Annotated in this window: 17 protein-coding genes; 12 read left to right on the plus strand and 5 right to left on the minus strand. The window is 51.4% G+C overall.

The window, feature by feature from the left end:
- Positions 1-28: 28 nt before the first annotated feature.
- From BZG72_RS02250 to BZG72_RS02270, 5 genes are all read left to right on the plus strand, one after another.
- Complete coding sequence (locus tag BZG72_RS02250) at positions 29-1,114, plus strand: PhoH family protein (protein ID WP_077578592.1); 1,086 nt, start codon at positions 29-31, stop codon at positions 1,112-1,114.
- Positions 1,111-1,581: an rRNA maturation RNase YbeY gene (ybeY, locus tag BZG72_RS02255; protein ID WP_046073702.1), complete on the plus strand. Its 471-nt coding sequence runs from the start codon at positions 1,111-1,113 to the stop codon at positions 1,579-1,581. Before BZG72_RS02250 ends, ybeY begins: the two co-directional genes overlap by 4 nt.
- 18 nt (positions 1,582-1,599) lie before the next feature.
- Positions 1,600-2,472, plus strand: a complete 873-nt coding sequence (gene corC, locus BZG72_RS02260) for a CNNM family magnesium/cobalt transport protein CorC (RefSeq protein ID WP_046073703.1) — start codon at positions 1,600-1,602, stop codon at positions 2,470-2,472.
- Positions 2,459-4,024: an apolipoprotein N-acyltransferase gene (gene lnt / locus BZG72_RS02265; RefSeq protein ID WP_077665984.1), complete on the plus strand. Its 1,566-nt coding sequence runs from the start codon at positions 2,459-2,461 to the stop codon at positions 4,022-4,024. Before corC ends, lnt begins: the two co-directional genes overlap by 14 nt.
- Before the next feature lie 74 nt (positions 4,025-4,098).
- Positions 4,099-4,677 carry a YSC84-related protein gene (locus BZG72_RS02270; protein ID WP_077578595.1) on the plus strand — a complete coding sequence of 193 codons (579 nt, stop codon included), beginning with the start codon at positions 4,099-4,101 and terminating at the stop codon, positions 4,675-4,677.
- A 95-nt stretch (positions 4,678-4,772) separates the two neighbouring features.
- Here BZG72_RS02270 and BZG72_RS02275 read toward each other — a convergent pair whose 3' ends face one another.
- Entirely contained in the window at positions 4,773-5,942 is a 1,170-nt protein-coding gene (locus BZG72_RS02275; protein WP_077665985.1) for a DUF2066 domain-containing protein, read from the minus strand.
- Positions 5,943-6,202: 260 nt separating this feature from the next.
- Here BZG72_RS02275 and BZG72_RS02280 point away from each other — a divergent pair, with 260 nt between their 5' ends.
- The gene (locus BZG72_RS02280) at positions 6,203-7,453 is read left to right on the plus strand and encodes a uracil-xanthine permease family protein (protein ID WP_046073706.1); all 1,251 of its coding nucleotides are present in this window, start codon (positions 6,203-6,205) and stop codon (positions 7,451-7,453) included.
- A 71-nt stretch (positions 7,454-7,524) separates the two neighbouring features.
- Here the strand turns inward: BZG72_RS02280 and gltX are convergent, their stop codons facing one another.
- The 3 genes from gltX to zipA form a co-directional block, all read right to left on the minus strand.
- Positions 7,525-8,949 carry a glutamate--tRNA ligase gene (gene gltX, locus BZG72_RS02285; protein WP_046073707.1) on the minus strand — a complete coding sequence of 475 codons (1,425 nt, stop codon included), beginning with the start codon at positions 8,947-8,949 and terminating at the stop codon, positions 7,525-7,527.
- A gap of 168 nt (positions 8,950-9,117) precedes the next feature.
- On the minus strand, positions 9,118-11,133 hold the full coding sequence (gene ligA, locus BZG72_RS02290; RefSeq protein ID WP_077665986.1) for an NAD-dependent DNA ligase LigA: 2,016 nt from the start codon (positions 11,131-11,133) through the stop codon (positions 9,118-9,120).
- A gap of 111 nt (positions 11,134-11,244) precedes the next feature.
- Positions 11,245-12,207 (minus strand): cell division protein ZipA, encoded by a 963-nt coding sequence (gene zipA / locus BZG72_RS02295; RefSeq protein ID WP_077605828.1) that lies wholly within the window; start codon positions 12,205-12,207, stop codon positions 11,245-11,247.
- Positions 12,208-12,516: 309 nt separating this feature from the next.
- On the opposite strand from zipA, the gene cysZ reads away from it, so the two are divergent.
- The 5 genes from cysZ (at position 12,517) to crr (ending at position 17,317) form a co-directional block, all read left to right on the plus strand.
- Entirely contained in the window at positions 12,517-13,275 is a 759-nt protein-coding gene (cysZ, locus tag BZG72_RS02300) for a sulfate transporter CysZ (protein ID WP_077605827.1), read from the plus strand.
- Between the two features lie 171 nt (positions 13,276-13,446).
- Entirely contained in the window at positions 13,447-14,415 is a 969-nt protein-coding gene (gene cysK, locus BZG72_RS02305) for a cysteine synthase A (RefSeq protein WP_077578599.1), read from the plus strand.
- 317 nt (positions 14,416-14,732) lie between these two features.
- Positions 14,733-14,990 carry a phosphocarrier protein Hpr gene (gene ptsH, locus BZG72_RS02310; protein ID WP_046073712.1) on the plus strand — a complete coding sequence of 86 codons (258 nt, stop codon included), beginning with the start codon at positions 14,733-14,735 and terminating at the stop codon, positions 14,988-14,990.
- 50 nt (positions 14,991-15,040) lie between these two features.
- Positions 15,041-16,768: a phosphoenolpyruvate-protein phosphotransferase PtsI gene (gene ptsI / locus BZG72_RS02315; RefSeq protein ID WP_077578600.1), complete on the plus strand. Its 1,728-nt coding sequence runs from the start codon at positions 15,041-15,043 to the stop codon at positions 16,766-16,768.
- A 39-nt stretch (positions 16,769-16,807) separates the two neighbouring features.
- A complete protein-coding gene (gene crr, locus BZG72_RS02320) occupies positions 16,808-17,317 on the plus strand; it encodes a PTS glucose transporter subunit IIA (RefSeq protein ID WP_046073714.1) in 510 nt (169 codons plus the stop codon).
- Between the two features lie 68 nt (positions 17,318-17,385).
- Here the strand turns inward: crr and BZG72_RS02325 are convergent, their stop codons facing one another.
- Positions 17,386-17,835, minus strand: a complete 450-nt coding sequence (locus tag BZG72_RS02325) for a DUF2919 family protein (RefSeq protein WP_158010026.1) — start codon at positions 17,833-17,835, stop codon at positions 17,386-17,388.
- Between the two features lie 121 nt (positions 17,836-17,956).
- Here BZG72_RS02325 and BZG72_RS02330 point away from each other — a divergent pair, with 121 nt between their 5' ends.
- Entirely contained in the window at positions 17,957-18,307 is a 351-nt protein-coding gene (locus BZG72_RS02330; RefSeq protein ID WP_046073715.1) for a DUF2956 domain-containing protein, read from the plus strand.
- The last annotated feature ends 56 nt before the right edge of the window (positions 18,308-18,363 follow it).

Below are 18,363 nucleotides of genomic sequence, written 5' to 3' on the forward strand. Positions count from 1 at the left end.
ATAGCCGGCGCCGAAAGCGAGGATAATCTTGTCTAAAATCATCTCTCTTGACCTGAACCTAGAACCTGCCGACAACACCCGTCTTGCCAACTTATGTGGCCCGTTTGACGATAATATCAAACAGCTTGAGCGCCGCTTGGGGGTGGAAATTAGTCACCGCCATAATGCATTTACTGTGATGGGTAAGCCCCATACAGCCAATGCCGCGGTTGATATTTTAAAACGCTTATACGTTGACACCGCCCCGGTGCGAGGCAGCTCTCCAGACATTGAGCCAGAAGCGATTCATTTGGCGATCAAAGAGTCGGGGGTGTTGGAGCAAAACACCGAGTCGAGCATTCCTTACGGTAAAGAAATCAACATTAAGACCAAAAAAGGGGTGATAAAACCGCGCACGCCCAACCAAGCGCAGTACATCGCCAATATGGTCAATCATGATATCACCTTTGGTATTGGCCCAGCGGGGACGGGTAAAACCTATCTTGCTGTCGCCGCCGCGGTGGATGCACTTGAGCGTCAAGAGATCCGTCGTATCTTGCTCACGCGCCCGGCTGTTGAAGCCGGCGAAAAGCTGGGCTTTTTGCCCGGTGATTTAAGCCAAAAGGTCGACCCCTATTTACGTCCACTTTACGATGCACTGTTTGAAATGCTCGGCTTTGAGCGGGTCGAGAAACTGATCGATCGTAACGTGATCGAGGTGGCACCTCTGGCTTATATGCGTGGCCGAACCTTGAACGATGCCTTTATTATCTTGGATGAGAGCCAGAACACCACGGTCGAGCAGATGAAAATGTTCTTGACGCGGATTGGCTTTAATTCACGGGCCGTGATCACCGGTGACGTGACCCAGGTCGACTTACCGAGAAATGCACGCTCAGGCCTGCGCCATGCGATTGAGGTGCTCGCCGACGTTAACGAAATTAGCTTCCACTTTTTCCAAGCGGATGATGTCGTCCGCCACCATGTGGTGACGCGTATCGTCCAAGCCTATGATAAGTGGGAAGCGGAAGACGCCAAAGCGCGAAAAGAAGCAGAGGCTCGTCGTCGAGAAGCACGTGAAGCCCAGCAAGTTGCAGCGCAACCTGCCGTGCCAGGCTCACAGGAGCCGTCATGAGCTACTATGTCGATGTCCAAATTGCCTGTGAGAACGAACAAGGCTTGCCCAGTGACGATCAGCTCCAAGCTTGGTTTGAGCAGGCAGTGCGTGCCGCTCGCCCTCAAGCGGAAGTGACGATTCGTATTGTCGACGAAGGTGAGAGCCAAAGCCTAAATCGCGACTATCGCGGCAAAGATAAGCCTACAAACGTGTTATCTTTTCCGTTTGATGCCCCTCCTGGGGTGGAAATTGATTTGCTTGGTGATCTCATCGTGTGCCGTCAAGTTGTTGAACAAGAAGCCCAACAACAAGGCAAAGCACTGATGGATCATTGGGCACATATGGTTGTTCATGGTAGCTTACACTTACTGGGTTACGACCATATTGAGGATGATGAAGCCGAGCAAATGGAGGCATTGGAGCGAGAGCTTCTCGCCGCCATGGGGGTCAGTGACCCTTATGCTAACGACTTCATCGAGCGTTAACTAACTGAATGAAACTGAATGAACGACGATAATTCGCAAAACTCAGACGGTCCGAGTAGGAAGACCTTCTTCGAGCGGCTGGGTCAGTTTTTCCAAGCTGATCCAAAAGACAGACAAGAGCTGGTGGACGTGTTCCGAGACTCAGAGCAAAACGCCCTGATCGATCACGACACACGGGACATGCTGGAAGGTGTGATGCAAATCTCTGACATGCGTGTGAGAGATATCATGATACCCCGCTCGCAGATGGTAATCGTTGAACGATCGCAGTCATTGGAAGCGATCATTAATATTATTATTGATGCCCAACACTCTCGTTATCCTGTGATCAGTGATGACAAAGACCATGTTGAGGGCATTTTGCTTGCGAAAGATTTGTTGCGCTACCTGCGCCCAGATGCCGAAGACTTTGACATCGAAAAAGTGTTACGCCCTGTTGTGGTGGTACCTGAGAGTAAACGGGTTGACCGTCTACTCAAAGAGTTCCAAGAAGAGCGCTACCACATGGCGATTGTCATTGACGAGTTCGGGGGCGTGTCAGGGGTAGTGACCATTGAAGATATCTTAGAAGAGATCGTCGGTGAAATCGAAGACGAGTACGACGACGAAGAGGAGCAGGAAATCCGCCAGCTCAGCCGTCATACGTTCTCGGTCAAAGCCCTGACGACCTTGGAAGACTTTAATGAACACTTTGGCGCTCAGTTCCAAGACGATGTGGTCGATACCATCGGTGGTCTGGTAATGACCAGCTTTGGCCATCTCCCTGATCGCGGTGAAGAAGTCGATATTGGTGATTATCACTTTAAAGTGACGGCCGCCGATAGTCGTCGTATCATTCAGCTACAAGTCACCGTCCCAGACAGTAGCGAAACAAACAGTGAAAACGCCTAACCGTTTACGCCAAAGCGGGCAGTCATTACTGGCTGCCGCTTTTGGTGCCAGCGCCACCCTCGCCTTTTCTCCCTTCTCGTACTGGCCATTGATGCTGGTTGCCTTGTGGGGCTTATTCACCCTGCTACAAAACGCCTCGCCCAAGCGCAGTGCGTGGTTGGGATTTTGCTGGGGGCTGGGCCAATTTACTACCGGCGTTAGCTGGGTTTACGTGAGCATTGACCATTTTGGTGGCATGCCGGCCATTGCTGGCTTGTCATTAATGGGCCTGCTGATTGCCTATCTCTCCCTCTATCCGGTATTGTTCGGCGCATTGGTCAACAAACTGCCCAGTCGCCAGCCGGGTATTAAGTGGTTAATCCTCGCACCCGCCTTATGGCTTGTGATTGATTGGCTTAGAGGCTGGGTATTTACCGGCTTTCCTTGGCTTTGGCCTGGCTACAGCCAAATCGACAGTCCACTGGCTGGCATTGCCCCTGTGCTCGGCGTGCAGGGGATCACGCTTGTCTTGGCTATACTGGCTGGCCTACTCGCGCTCATCACACCTCGCTGGGGCCAGTGGCAAGGACAAGCACGCTATGGTGCCGTCGCCGCCGGGTTAGGGCTTATCGCGGTTAGCTATGGCCTCGGTACGATTCAATGGGTCACAAAAACCGACCAACAGCAGCAGATTTCGTTAATTCAAGGCAATGTGCCGCAAGCGCTGAAATGGCGTCCCGATCAGCGCTGGCCAACGCTGATGAAGTACCTAGATTTAACCCGCCAGCATTGGGACAGTGATGTCATTATTTGGCCAGAAGCCGCCGTCCCGGCCCTGGAGCGCGAACTGCCCCGCTTTTTCTCTCAGCTTGATCAAGCCGCCAAGCATAACCAAACCACGGTGATCACAGGCGCGCTCGACCAAAATGAACAGGGCGCGTATTTTAACAATGTACTGGCACTGGGTGCAGGGACACCCGAGTATCGCTATCCGGCCCCCACCCAGTACAGCAAACATCATTTACTACCGTTTGGCGAGTTTGTGCCATTTGAGGCATTATTACGCCCGCTCGCCCCGCTGTTTAACCTGCCGATGTCGTCATTTTCACCGGGCGAGCCGGTTCAACCTGCCCTGCCCGCCAACGGCTGGGACTATATCACCGCGCTTTGCTATGAAATTGCCTTTCCCGCGCAGATCCGCGACAACTTGAATGCCGACAGTGACGCCATCATTACACTGTCGAATGACGCATGGTTTGGTCGCTCGATTGGCCCTTGGCAACACCTTGAAATTGCACGCATGCGCGCACTCGAGTTTGGCTTGCCAGTGATACGCGCGACCAATAACGGTGTGACAGCCTTGATGGACGAGCACGGCCAGATTCAAACTACCCTGCCGCAATTTGAAACCCAGGTGCTCACCACGCAAGTCACCCGCACCCGAGGGGAAACGCCTTACCGCCAATGGGGCAATGCTCCGCTATGGCTTTGGATACTGATAAGCGGGTGTATCGGTTTCATTGCGTGGCGTCGCGATCCCAGCCGGCAAGCGAAAATATCGACAAACCTCTGACATTATCCGCGAGAAACTGACGTAATCTGATTGCGCTTTTGGTCATTTTCATTGACGCCATAAGGAGATCAAACATGTTACGTCTTTCTCATCGCTGGTTAGCGTTGGTCATTGTCGCATTGACGGCATTAACCGGTTGTGCGGCTAGCTCGCAGCAAGATCAGGTTCGTCAAGCCAACCTCGCGCGCGAACAATTTAAGCAGTACCCACAAACACAACCCTTTTTTGATAACGCCTACGGCTATGCCGTCTTCCCTTCTGTCGGCAAAGGGGGTTTTTGGGTAGGCGGTGCCTATGGTAAGGGCGTCGTTTATCGTCAAGGCTCCCCAGTGAGTGCCGCGGAGCTCAAACAGGTATCGGTCGGGCTGACCTTTGGTGGTCAAGCGTTCAGTGAAATTGTTTTCTTTAAAGACAAAACAGCGTATGACCGCTTTATGCAAGGACAAGTGGAGCTAGGCGCGCAAGCGTCTGCCACCGCATTGACCGAGGGGGCATCGGCGCAAACAGGTACCTCTGGCACCTCAGCCTCCGCCAGTAACCGTCAGTCGAAAGCTTATTACGTCAATGGCCTGACTGTCTTTACCCATGCAAAGGGAGGACTGATGGTAGAAGCTGCCCTCGCCGGTCAACAATTTAGTCCTGCCAACTGGTAGTCATTGACGCGTACAGAGCGTAAACGCCTCATCTGCCCATCAAAAAGGCTAGCCGTGTTGGCTAGCCTTTTTTAAATTGGGTTGTCACTGCACCGTTACGGCTGCCAAACAAACCACAGGCGCTTTTCCGCCGACGGTTGTGGGTCGGGAACAAGCGTTTGTGTGCTATCGCTCTCCCCCTGTTCGCCCGCCTTCTCACCTTGCTCCAGCTCAACAGCCGGCTGTGTGGTATGTTGCGCATCGCTGGCAGTTGGCGATGTGTTCGCCGTATAAGCCTCTTGCTCCTGAGAAGTCATTAAACGCACTTCTCGGTTGGCGGTTAGCTCTTTAATCAGTGCTTGCTGTGACGCGGCCAACTGCGCATCAAATACCAGGGTGTCATCATTAAGCTTGCGTAAATGTACACCTTGTACCGCATTTAAGTTTGCCAGTGTTTTCTCGAGTGCGACATAATCATTGCCGTTATTAATACCACCGACCGCGATCACGACAGACGCACTGTCATCGTTTTGATCGAGGATCACACCGGTTTGCTGCGCGTAATAATCAGCAAGTGAGTGAATCATTGCGGCTGCGTCACGCGCCTGACCACGGGTTTGATTGGTTTGCATTTGGTTTGCTTCAGGGAAAAGCCGCCAACGAATGCCTTGGTCAGTCAGTTTGGCAATCACGATACCGTCTGGCTGGTAACGCTCACTGGCCTCTTCAACGGGCTGAATAAACCCGCCCCACAAATCACTGCTCGAAATCGCCATCAGATCATCAAAATCGCCCACAGGGATCAGAACAGGCAACCCGCGCAATGCCGCCGCTTGGCGCAGCTTATCAATCACGGGACGCTCACTTTGCTCCCAAATAATTTGTCGCTCAAGGCCGCGGTCATCCACCAGCCACACCAGTACCGACGGGCGTGGGCTTCCCCACAAAGGTAGCCCCGCTTGACGCAATATTTCCCGTACTTGTTGACTGTCAAACCCAACTTCTAACGTACGCGTCGGTGCCCCACCTGCCGTATCACTCTCGCCGTACCCAAGCTGGGTAATCAAGCTATCTACCTCTTGTAGCGCTTGTTTAACTGCCGGATTGTCGGACAGATTCCGCTGACCGGATACCTTGGTCAGTACCGCGCTTAACCCTTGTTTTTTGGCTGCTTGTTGCGAGGTTTGCGCGCCATTCTCGAGCGGAATGCTGGCGTGATAAAGATCGTTTGCCAGCGCACTGGGCAACCATAGACAGGCAATTAAGGCCAACACAAATCGATTCATAGTCTTTCCACATGGATAAATGGGCGTGGAGCGATCATAAGCTGACAGCTCTAGGTTCAGCAATCCTCATTTGTAAAAAAGATAGGGCAAACGCGATAAAGTGATAGTCGTCGCTGCAAAAAGGCGTATTTCACAATTACCCCTTGCCAATGAAATCCGTTACATCATTTATTTGCTACCGGTCTCACATTTAAAAACATGACAGGAATCACAGAAACGCTTTGTGCTAGCATTGCGCGATTTTTTTTGGAGGTGAGATCATGATGCAAGTTTTACAAGGGGCACAAATGCTGTTCGTCGCATTTGGAGCCTTGGTGTTGGTGCCGCTGTTAACCGGGCTTGACCCCAACGTCGCCCTCTTCGGGGCCGGGATAGGTACGCTAATCTTTCAAGTTATTACCCGCCGCTCTGTTCCTATTTTTCTCGCCTCTTCGTTTGCCTTCATTGCCCCCATTCTATACGGCGTTAACAATTTCGGTATTCCTGCCACCATGGGTGGACTGATGGCCGCCGGGGTTATCTACCTCATTATGGGAGGCATTATTCGCCTCAAAGGCGTCGACATTATTCACAAGCTACTTCCACCCGTGGTGGTTGGCCCTGTGATTATGGTGATTGGGCTTGGTTTGGCCCCCACCGCCGTCAATATGGCGCTAGGTAAAAGTGGCGACGGCAGTGAGCAACTCATCGCCGGTGATATCGCTATCTGGATTTCCCTGCTTTCATTACTGACCACCATCGCGGTCAGCGTCTTCGCCAAAGGCTTTTTCAAGCTGGTTCCGATTATGGCTGGCATTGCAATTGGCTATGTGGCGAGCCTAGTGATGGGGATTGTCGACTTTACTCAGGTGACAAATGCCAGCTGGTTGATGATGCCCGCCTTTACCTTGCCAGAATTTAACATTAACGCCATTTTATTTATGATCCCCGTGGCGATAGCGCCCGCGGTGGAGCATGTGGGCGATATGCTGGCCATTTCCAACGTCACTCGCAAAGACTACCTTAAAAAGCCCGGCCTTCATCGCACCATGGCAGGTGACGGCGCGGCCACTATCGCCGCATCAATGTTTGGAGCCCCGCCCAATACCACCTACAGTGAGGTCACCGGGGCGGTGATGCTTACCAAAGCATTTAATCCTAAGATTATGACCTACGCGGCGATCACTGCCATCGTGCTCGCCTTTGTGGGTAAACTGGGGGCACTGCTATTAACCATTCCTTTGCCGGTGATGGGCGGTATCATGATCCTACTGTTTGGTTCTATCGCCACCGTGGGCCTCAATACCTTGATTCGCAATCAAGTTGATCTCCACGACTCGCGCAACCTAGCGATTGTCGGCGTCACCTTGGTCTTTGGGATTGGCGGGATGGCCTTCGGCATTGGTGATTTCAGCTTACAAGGCATCAGCTTGTGTGGTTTAGTGGCCATCGTGCTCAATCTTGTCCTACCGCGAAAAATGGGCGAGAACCACATTGTTGATAGTGCGCAGATGGAAGAAGAGTCACATTAAGACAGGCGATGACAAACTAAAAAAGGGCGCCGCAGCGCCCTTTTTTGATTGTGCCGCGGTGTCGCAACTTTTTAGCTTTGTGCGGCTCGAGCTTCAACCACTTTGATAGCTTGATCGATACGCGCCACCACACGGTCTTTACCAATCAGGTGCATCACCGCATCCACCGACGGAGATTGACCGCCGCCTGTAACCGCAACACGCAATGGCATCCCGACTTTGCCCATGCCCACGTCTAGCTCTGCACAGGTATCCGCAATCACCGCTTTCAGAGCATCAACCGTCCACTCGTCCAGCGCTTCAATCTTGCCTTTTGCCACTTGCAGTGGTTCAAGCGCCACTGGGCGAAGGTGTTTCTTGGCGGCGGTTGCCTCAATCTCATCAAAGTCTTGATAGAAATAACGGCTTTGCTCGGCCAGCTCAACCAGGGTGTCACAACGCTCACCCACCAGCTGGATAACCTGGGTCAAAGCAGGTCCTGTCGAGGCATCAATGCCTTGCTGATCCAGGTGCCATTGCAAGTGTGACGCGACCTCAGCTGGATCACCGTTTTTGATGTAATGGTTGTTCAGCCAACGCAACTTCTCCGTATTGAAGGCAGAGGCTGATTTACTGATCGCCTCTAGGGAGAAGAAATCAATCATTTCTTCCATCGAGAAGATTTCTTGGTCGCCGTGAGACCAGCCCAAGCGCACTAAGTAGTTACGCAGTGCTTGTGGCAAGAAACCTTGATCGCGATATTGCATCACACTCACCGCACCATGACGCTTAGACAGCTTGGCACCATCGTCGCCAAGGATCATCGAGCAGTGAGCAAACTCAGGCACAGGCGCGCCCAAGGCTTCATAAATATTGATTTGACGCGGGGTGTTGTTAATGTGGTCTTCCCCACGCACAACTTGGGTGATCCCCATATCCCAATCATCAACCACCACACAGAAGTTGTAGGTTGGGCTACCGTCAGTGCGGCGGATGATCAAATCATCCAGTTCGCTGTTGGCGATTTCAATCCGACCGCGGATCTTATCGTCAAACACCACCTTGCCCTCTTTGGGGTTACGGAAACGAATGACGTGTGGGTCGTCAGCGTTTGCTTGGCTGTTGGCCGCAATCACCTTGGGGTGATTGGCATCATAACGTGCTTTTAGGCCATTCGCTTTCTGCTCTTCGCGAATCTCCTCTAGCAGCTCTTTGGGGGCATAACACTTGTAGGCTTTGTCTTCTGCCAACAGCTGATCGACTAGCGCGTTGTAGCGGTCAAAGCGTTTCGTTTGGTAGTACGGCCCTTCATCCCAATTAAGGCCCAGCCATTCCATGCCTTCTAAAATGGCATCAATCGCTTCTTGGGTTGAACGTTCAATATCTGTATCTTCAATACGCAATACAAATTGTCCACCTTGGCTGCGTGCTGCAAGCCAAGAATAAAGTGCTGTACGCGCGCCACCAACATGCAAAAAGCCGGTTGGGCTGGGGGCAAAGCGGGTTTTAATCGTCATTAGGATCCCTATCCCAGTGCTGAGAATAATATGTAACGGTTAGTTTACCAGTACAGGTAAATTCCACAATCAGGCCATGCCCAGACACGGTACATGGCCATGTAAACTATTGCGCCTGTGCGCGGTTATTCGCTTACACGGCGAAGCGCACAGCGTGATGGGTACAAGCTACTGATTGAGCATGGCAATCATCTGATCTTCATCGAGCACAGTAACGCCCAAATCTTGCGCTTTGGTCAGTTTGGAGCCTGCCGCCTCTCCCGCCACTAACATGTCGGTTTTTGCCGAGACACTGCCGGTTACTTTTGCGCCCAACGCCTGTAGCGCCGCTTTGGCATCACTGCGAGACATTTGCGATAAGGTGCCAGTCAGGACAATGGTTTTACCGGCTAACGGTTGCGCATCTGGCTCAGAAGGCGCACTGATTTCCGGCCAGTGGATCCCAGTATCCAGCAAGGCTTCTAGCACACTCTGGTTGTGCGGCTCGGCAAAGAAGCGGACGATGTGACCCGCGACGATCGCACCGACATCCGGCACGTTAATGAGTGCGTCTTCATCGGCCGCGCGCAACGCCTCAAGGGTGTGAAAATGCAAAGCGAGATTTTGCGCGGTTGCCTCGCCTACCTCACGAATCCCCAAGGCATAAATAAAGCGTGGCAAGGTGGTGGCTTTGGCTTTTTCCAATGCATCAACCAAGTTTTGGGCTGACTTTGGCCCCATTCTGTCTAGCAGCGTCACCCGACCTGGCGTCAAGGTAAAGAGATCGGCCGGGGTTTCTATCAGCTCTTTTTCGATTAGCTGCTCGACGATTTTATCGCCCAAGCCGTCAATATCCATTGCCTTACGTGACGCAAAGTGTTTGATCGCTTCTTTGCGCTGCGCCAGACAAATCAAACCACCGGTGCACCGTGCCACTGCTTCTCCCTCGATGCGAGTGACCGCTGAATCACAAACGGGGCACGCATCGGGAAACACAATTGGTTTCGCCTGCTCAGGGCGTCGGCTTTCCACCACACCCACCACTTGCGGGATCACATCACCGGCACGGCGGATCACCACGGTGTCACCAATATGAACGCCTAACCGTTCGATTTCATCACCGTTGTGCAAGGTGGCATTACTGACCGTCACGCCGCCTACAAATACAGGCTCAAGCTTGGCAACGGGCGTAATCGCCCCGGTACGGCCCACTTGGAATTCCACATCGTTAAGGGTGGTGATTTCTTCTTGCGCCGGGAATTTGTAAGCAATGGCCCAACGCGGTGCCCGCGCCACAAAACCTAATCGTTCTTGGCTGGCAATGCTATCAACCTTGATCACCACCCCATCAATTTCGTAGGGCAGCGCATCACGACGCGCCATAATGTCTTGGTAATAGGCTTTCACGCCGTCTAGCCCTTCCACCCGTTTCACTTCCGGGCTGAGCGCTAGGCCCCATTTTTTCAGCTTTTGTAAGCGCTCACTTTGCCCTTGGCCAAACGGGGTCGACATGACACCCACCGCATAGGCATAGAAACTCAATGGTCGGTTGGCGGCAATTTTGGGGTCAAGTTGACGCAGGCTGCCTGCCGCCGCATTGCGCGGATTGGCAAAGGTTTTATCGCCTCGTTTCAATGCCGCTTCGTTGAGTGCTTCAAAGCCCGCTTTCGGCATGAAGACTTCACCGCGCACTTCGAGCCGCGTTGGCCAATCCCCTTTTTGTAGCGTGAGGGGAACATTGCGAATGGTTTTGACGTTGTGGGTGATGTTCTCGCCGGTAGTGCCATCTCCCCGCGTCGCCGCTTGCACCAGCTCACCGTTTTCATAAATCAGGCTCACCGCTAAGCCATCGAGCTTGGGTTCACAGGTGTAGGTCACCGCTTGCTCAGCGTCTAGCGATAGGCGCTCTTTCAAACGACGTTCAAACGCATCCAAATCAGCGGGTTCAAAGGCATTATCAAGTGACAGCATCGCCAGCTCGTGAGTCACGGTTTCAAATGCACTCAGGGGCGCGCCCCCTACCCGTTGGCTTGGCGAGTCACTGGTTACCCATTCGGGATGCTCGGCCTCGATGGCCAATAGGGTTTGCATCAGGCGGTCGTATTCAGCGTCGGGCAGCTCTGGGCTGTCTTCTACATAGTAGCGATAGGCATGATAGTTGAGCTGATGCTTTAAATCATCGAGTTGTTGTTTGGTGTAAGCCATGTTTGATTCGTCGTCTGAGCAGAGTCGGTTGCGGGCAAGTATATCTATAAATCACATACAGCGGGAGCCATGTCCCGCTGTATGCTTAAACCGTGGTCGCGTTAGCGCAGGCTATTTGGCCATGAAGGCTTTGACGCGCTCGCGATATTCATCCAATCGTGATGGCGTCATCATCGTGCGTGAGTCATCCAGCACTAATCCACCTAACTCATCCGCGATTTGCTGGGCCGTTTGCAGCATAAGCTTAAAATTTTGCTCTGGCTCACCGTAACACGGCAGCGTCATAAAAAAGCTAATGCCAGGCGTTTCAAAGCTTTCGCTATGACTGACATCGAACGTACCGGGTTTGACCATATTGGCCACACTGAACAAGACTTTTCCGCTCCCCGATAGATCAGAGTGACGGTGATAAATGCCCATATCACCAAAACGGAGGCCATATTGCTCAAGGGTCGGGATCAGCTCAAGACCACTGAACACGTCGCTATTGTTCGCATGCACATGCAACACAAGTACTTCGGTCTCATCCGCGGGTTCATCTGCCTTTGGTGGTTCATCACTGGGTTGCGGTTCGCCCTGTTCAGCCGTCTCTGTATCACCTTGATGCACGCTTGGCGCAGGGTCTGATGGCTCATCATCGGCCACCGTAGCGTGTGCCTGCGGCGCCTCTGGTTCTTCGTGAGCTTGACCGGTTACGTGCGGAGTGGCGGCTGAAAGCGACGGCTCATCATCAGTCGCAGACATTGAAGGATACAGGGTCTGTTCAGATTCAGACACGGTGCCAGTTTGCCCTGCGAACAAGGGATCCACATCAGGTTTATCACCAAAGTTCATCGCGGGCTCTTGGCGCGCAGGCTTATCGCTCTCGCTTTTAGCGCGACTGACAACTCTGACGGCACCAATACCATCTTGGTCAAACTTTTGTTCGTCACTGTCGTCATCCAGTTTTCCCAACGGCTTTTCACCAAACTTGGTCGTCTTTTCTTTCTTGTTTGTCCAGAGGCCATGCAAAAGCAAAGCTGCGATTGCTAGTGCTCCCAACACAATCAGTACAAGGCGCAATTCCTGCATCATCGATTCTCAAATCTATCTATGTTCAGCGTTTTGATTCGCTTATGTCACAACGCCAACCAGTTTGCAAAGGTTTGTGTGATCATAAGCGGGGCCCGTTGGCTGACGCAATGCGTTAATGGTCAACTTAGTTAACTGTATCAAAAGTTGGGGAGAATTTAACGAATCAAGACACACAAATCGTTAAACTTTCCCATTATTGGGTCGTTGTCATCGCAAGGATTCCCCCCGTAATATAGCGCACAACGTTATTTTTGTATCGACCGCATGCATGCGGATTGTTGTGACCTACATTGTTCTCAAGGAGATATCATGGCGAATAATGCTCGCCCTCGTCCCCAAAGTGGTGCTGGCTACCTGTTCCAAGGCTTTTCTCTGATGATGGCCCCCGGCTTACGCCGGTTTGTGATCATTCCTATTTTGATCAATGTGTTGCTGCTTGGCGGCGCGTTCATCTATTTGCTTTCACAAGTTGGTGACTGGATCGATCATTGGATGGCCAGCTTACCTGAGTGGTTGTCCTGGCTCTCTTTTTTGATTTGGCCTTTGGTGGTGGTTGCTATCTTGGTCGTGTTCTCCTATGTGTTCAGCACATTGGCCAACTGGATAGCGGCGCCGTTCAATGGTCTATTGGCCGAACACGTGGAGGCAAAGCTGTCGGGAACGCGTGCGCCTGATGATGGCTTGGCTGGCATCCTTAAAGATATCCCGCGGGTGATGAAACGAGAATGGCAAAAGCTCGCTTACTACATCCCCAGAGCAATAGGTTTTTTGTTACTGCTGTGGATACCAGCGGTCGGACAAACTGTGGGGCCAGTGATCTGGTTTTTGTTTAGCGCGTGGATGATGGCGATTCAATACTGTGATTACCCGTTTGACAATCACAAGGTGTCGTTTCCCGCCATGCGCCAGACCTTAAATCAACAGCGGGGCGCATCGCTTGGCTTTGGCGCCGTGGTGATGCTATTTACCATGACCCCTTTTCTCAATCTACTGGTGATGCCTGCGGCCGTATGCGGCGCGACTGCCATGTGGGTGGATAAGCACAAAGCGTCATTGGGACGCAATTAGTCTGTGATCGTCTACGCGAACGCTCACATCATCGGTGTGGGCTTTTTTCGGTTAACCAATCAGTTATTGGTTAATGTCACAATAAGATATAACCAACCGATCCTTTCAAAACCAAGCAGCAGAGATATGCTTGGAGTGTGATTAAAATCGGTGTCATGAAGGAACGATACAATGGGCAAGATTTACGAAGACAATACACAAACCATCGGAAACACACCGCTAGTTCGCCTAAACCGCGTGGCAAAGCCAAACGTGTTAGCCAAAGTTGAAGCACGCAACCCAAGCTTCAGCGTCAAGTGCCGTATCGGCGCCAATATGATCTGGGATGCAGAGAAAAAAGGCACCCTCAAACCCGGTATCGAATTGATTGAGCCAACCAGTGGTAACACGGGGATCGCACTCGCCTATGTCGCGGCGGCACGTGGTTATAAGCTGACCCTTACCATGCCGGAGTCAATGAGCCTTGAGCGCCGTAAACTGCTTAAAGCCATGGGCGCCAAGCTGGTGCTCACCGAAGCGCCAAAAGGCATGAAAGGGGCGATTGCCAAAGCCGAAGAAATCATGGCAGCAGAGCCAGGCAAATACCTGATGCTGCAACAGTTTGATAACCCCGCCAACCCTGAGATCCATGAAAAAACCACAGGGCCTGAAATCTGGGAAGACACCGACGGTGAAATCGATGTATTTGTTGCCGGTGTTGGCACAGGTGGCACCCTAACCGGTGTTAGCCGCTACATCAAAAACACCAAAGGCAAAGCCATCACCACGGTCGCGGTCGAACCTGCTGAATCACCAGTGATTGCACAAACGATCGCGGGCCAAGACGTGCAGCCTGCCCCTCACAAAATTCAAGGTATTGGCGCGGGCTTTGTGCCAAAAAACTTGGATGTCAGGCTTGTTGACCAGGTGGTCTCTGTCAGCTCAGACGAAGCCATTGCGATGGCTCGCCGTTTGATGGAAGAAGAAGGCATCTTGGGCGGGATTTCTTCAGGTGCAGCCGTGGTTGCGGCAAACAAAATTGCCGAGCTTCCCGAGTTCGCAAATAAGAAGATCGTCACAATTTTGCCAAGTGCAGCAGAGCGTTATCTCAGCTCGCCACTGTTTGCTGGAATGTTCACCGAGCTGGAAACCGAGCAGTAACAGCAGGTTAGCCAACCAGCCTCCATAACCCCCTATTCGCAAAGGCCCAAATTGGGCCTTTTTTGTTTGATTTTTATATTAAGCTTTAGTAAAACACGTCTGCCTTTTTATTTTCCGCATCAAAATAAAAGCCCTCGCGCCTAATGAGTGGAAGGTCAAAAATGGCAAAAAGATGACACGAAATTGACATGGATTAAGCTATCGGGTCGATTTCTTGGTTAGGTTAGCGTCAACGGATAGCGAAGTCGCCCGTTAGCGGTTAAGCTAACCTTATATTTAATACATAGATTTAAAAAAATAGAGAAACGGGGTGAATCATGTATCAGAAGCAAGTTGAGATTACTGCAGAAAACGGCCTACACACTCGTCCAGCGGCGCAGTTCGTCAAAGAAGCGAAAAGCTACGACGCTGACATCACTGTTGAATCTAACGGTAAGAGCGCGAGCGCAAAAAGCCTATTTAAACTTCAAACCCTTGGCTTGACCAAAGGCACTAAGGTGACTATCTCTGCTGAAGGTGCGCAAGCACAACAGGCCGTTGATCACCTAGTAAAACTGATGGACGAGCTGGAGTAATCCGGCTCTTTTTCTATCGGTTTTAAGTTGGATAAACGTAAGGTAAAGCTATGATTTCAGGCATCCTGGCATCACCTGGTATTGCTTTTGGTAAAGCACTGCTGCTGCAAGAAGAAGACGTTGTCATCAATAAAGATAAGATTGCTGCGTCTCAAATCGACAAAGAAATTCAGCGCGTATTGGATGCTCGCGAACAGTCTAAGACGCAACTTGAAGCGATCAAAGACAAAGCAAGGGAGACCTTTGGCGAAGAGAAAGAAGCTATCTTCGAAGGTCACATCATGCTGCTTGAAGATGAAGAGCTCGAAGAAGAGATCGTCAGCTTCATTAAGTCAAACCTAGCAACCGCTGATCACGCAATCTACAGCGTTATCGAAGAACAAGCGGTGACGCTTGAGTCACTCGACGACGATTATCTGAAAGAGCGTGCCGCGGATATCCGTGATATCGGTTCACGCTTCGTCAAAAACGCACTTGGCATCAACATGGTGTCGTTGAGCGCTATCAACGAAGAAGTGATCCTGGTTGCAAACGATCTGACGCCTTCAGAAACAGCACAGGTTGACCTGAATTATGTGCTTGGTTTCATCACCGACATTGGTGGTCGCACTTCACACTCTTCAATCATGGCGCGCTCGCTTGAGCTACCAGCGATTGTAGGCACCAATGATGCAACCAGCAAAGTAAAAAACGGCGACATGCTGGTGCTTGATGCGATTAACAACCAAATCGTTATCAACCCATCAGACCAAGAGCTCAGCAAGTTCAAAGCGATTCGCGATCAACATATCGCCGAAAAAGCGGAACTGGCTAAGCTTAAAGATCTGCCAGCCATCACGCTGGACGGTCACCAAGTCGAAGTGTGCGGTAACGTAGGTACAGTCAAAGACTGTGACGGCGTGAACCGTAACGGCGGTGAAGGTGTCGGTCTTTATCGCACCGAATTCCTGTTTATGGATCGCGACTCGCTTCCTACCGAAGAAGAGCAATACCAAGCTTATAAAGCGGTAGCGAAAGCGATTGATGGTCACCCAGTGATCATCCGCACCATGGATATCGGCGGTGACAAAGATCTGCCTTATATGGACTTGCCGGAAGAAATGAACCCATTCTTGGGTTGGCGTGCAGTCCGTATTAGCCTCGATCGTCGCGAAATTCTCCGCGATCAGCTTCGTGCCATTCTTCGCGCATCGGCACACGGTAAAATCCGTGTGATGTTCCCGATGATTATTTCTGTGGAAGAAATCCGAGAGCTGAAAGAAGCGATCGAGACCTATAAAGCAGAATTGCGCCAAGAAGGTCACGACTTCGACGCTGATCTGGAAATCGGTGTGATGGTTGAGACGCCAGCCGCGGCTGCGATCGCTCACCACCTCGCAAAAGAAGTGGAATTCTTCAGCATTGGCACCAACGATTTGACCCAGTACACCTTGGCGGTCGATCGTGGTAACGAGCTGATTTCGCACCTGTATAACCCACTGTCTCCTGCTGTATTGACAGTTATCAAGCAAGTGATTGATGCCTCACATGCGGAAGGTAAATGGACGGGTATGTGCGGAGAGCTTGCAGGTGACGAGAAAGCAACGTTACTATTGATGGGAATGGGTTTGGATGAGTTTAGTATGAGTGCCATCTCTATCCCTCGCATCAAGAAGATTATCCGTAATGCCAACTTTGCTGATGTGAAAGCGATGGCCGACAAAGCACTCACTCTGCCAACTGCGGCAGAAATCGAGGCCTATGTCGAAAAATTTATTGCGGAAAAAACCGCTTGCTAATATACAATCAGCAAAGAATCACTGCTTAGGAGCAACACTATGGGTCTGTTCGACAAACTGAAGAAGTTGGTGTCTGAAGACAGCAACGACGCTAGTGCCATTGAAATTATCGCCCCATTGTCGGGTGAGATCGTCAACATCGAAGACGTGCCTGACGTTGTGTTTGCTGAGAAAATCGTCGGTGATGGTGTTGCGATTAAACCATCGGGCGACAAGATGGTTGCGCCAGTTAACGGCACAATCGGTAAGATTTTCGAAACCAACCACGCTTTTTCAATTGAGTCTGATGACGGCGTAGAGCTGTTCGTGCACTTTGGCATCGACACTGTCGAGCTAAAAGGCGAAGGCTTTAAGCGCATTGCGGAAGAAGGTCAAACGGTGAAAGCCGGTGATACCGTGATCGAATTTGATTTAGGCATGCTCGAAGAGAAAGCCAAATCAACGCTAACGCCGGTTGTTATCTCTAACATGGACGAAATCAAAGAGCTGACTAAGCTCTCTGGTGCCGTCACTGTGGGTGAAACATCTGTATTGCGCGTTACTAAGTAATTAGGTTTACTTAGTGAGGAAAAAACGCAGCCTCGTGCTGCGTTTTTTTATGCCCGGCGTTGCCCAGTCTATGTGAACTGATAAAAAAAGCGCTTTACGCGCTGGCTTCTCAGCCAATAAAGGCTCGCCCACACTAACCAAAGCCCGTGCAAGGCAAGCAACCAATCAAACCGTCCCCCCGTCATCGTGAGCGTATGCACCACTTGATAGGCTTCCCACGTCCACAATAGCCACACCCACCAATAACCTAAGTGCCAATGCTGTGTTAACCATTCAGGCGCCTTGTCGCAGCTCCCCACCAACAGTAATAGCCCAAGCGGCACCAGGCCAATCCCTAAACTGAGATAAAACGCAGCGGTGTCCGGATAAACCAGCGCAAGCAGCTCGCTGCCCTGCTCTCGGCTGACACCGGCCATCGCCAGTAGCCACCATGCGCGACTTAACAGTAGCAGGCACAGTACGGCGATCTGGGGGGCCTTGATATACCCTTTGTCGTCGAAATGATGAAACGTGTCCATAAGATTTTTGATTGAGAAGTCACGCATTTACCATGGCGACATGCGATAAAAACTGCAAGCGCAAAAGCAAAATTTGTTATCCTAGGGACGAGCCATTTATTTAGCGTTACATGGAGCCCTCATGGCCAAAACAAAAGCCAAAGCAACGATTTCGCCAGAGACGCAACAAGACGCCATGCGCGTTGCCAAAGCCACGCAAAAGCCTGGACAAACCAAGGCTCAGACGAAACTGATCGCTCAAGGGATTGAGAAAGGGATTGCGCAGTACAAAAAAGAACAAAAAGCAAAGGCGCGGGCGCAGGACAAAGCGCGCAAAAAACAGCAAAAACCGACACCGGCTGTCGACCAACTCAGCGAGCCTGCCTCTTCACCGCAGCCTACTGCACAAGATAAAGGGCACAGCCGTTTACCTTGGCTTTTACTCGTCGTAAGCTGGATAGGGTTTATTGGTTACACGCTCGTGGGGGCATAATGGGAAAAAATCTGCTCGGCCTCATTGTACTTTTTACACTGTTCGGCTGCTCGAAA

The organism is Salinivibrio sp. PR6 (assembly GCF_001995955.1).
GTDB classification, from domain to species: Bacteria; Pseudomonadota; Gammaproteobacteria; order Enterobacterales; family Vibrionaceae; genus Salinivibrio; species Salinivibrio siamensis.

Excerpts from the sequence above, each read along its gene's own strand:
- ybeY (WP_046073702.1), top strand. The coding sequence starts at position 1,111 with ATGAGCTACTATGTCGATGTCCAAATTGCCTGTGAGAACGAACAAGGC.
- corC (WP_046073703.1), top strand. The coding sequence starts at position 1,600 with ATGAACGACGATAATTCGCAAAACTCAGACGGTCCGAGTAGGAAGACC.
- BZG72_RS02270 (WP_077578595.1), top strand. The coding sequence starts at position 4,099 with ATGTTACGTCTTTCTCATCGCTGGTTAGCGTTGGTCATTGTCGCATTG.
- BZG72_RS02275 (WP_077665985.1), bottom strand. The coding sequence starts at position 5,942 with ATGAATCGATTTGTGTTGGCCTTAATTGCCTGTCTATGGTTGCCCAGT.
- BZG72_RS02280 (WP_046073706.1), top strand. The coding sequence starts at position 6,203 with ATGATGCAAGTTTTACAAGGGGCACAAATGCTGTTCGTCGCATTTGGA.
- gltX (WP_046073707.1), bottom strand. The coding sequence starts at position 8,949 with ATGACGATTAAAACCCGCTTTGCCCCCAGCCCAACCGGCTTTTTGCAT.
- ligA (WP_077665986.1), bottom strand. The coding sequence starts at position 11,133 with ATGGCTTACACCAAACAACAACTCGATGATTTAAAGCATCAGCTCAAC.
- zipA (WP_077605828.1), bottom strand. The coding sequence starts at position 12,207 with ATGATGCAGGAATTGCGCCTTGTACTGATTGTGTTGGGAGCACTAGCA.
- cysZ (WP_077605827.1), top strand. The coding sequence starts at position 12,517 with ATGGCGAATAATGCTCGCCCTCGTCCCCAAAGTGGTGCTGGCTACCTG.
- cysK (WP_077578599.1), top strand. The coding sequence starts at position 13,447 with ATGGGCAAGATTTACGAAGACAATACACAAACCATCGGAAACACACCG.
- ptsH (WP_046073712.1), top strand. The coding sequence starts at position 14,733 with ATGTATCAGAAGCAAGTTGAGATTACTGCAGAAAACGGCCTACACACT.
- ptsI (WP_077578600.1), top strand. The coding sequence starts at position 15,041 with ATGATTTCAGGCATCCTGGCATCACCTGGTATTGCTTTTGGTAAAGCA.
- crr (WP_046073714.1), top strand. The coding sequence starts at position 16,808 with ATGGGTCTGTTCGACAAACTGAAGAAGTTGGTGTCTGAAGACAGCAAC.
- BZG72_RS02325 (WP_158010026.1), bottom strand. The coding sequence starts at position 17,835 with ATGGACACGTTTCATCATTTCGACGACAAAGGGTATATCAAGGCCCCC.
- BZG72_RS02330 (WP_046073715.1), top strand. The coding sequence starts at position 17,957 with ATGGCCAAAACAAAAGCCAAAGCAACGATTTCGCCAGAGACGCAACAA.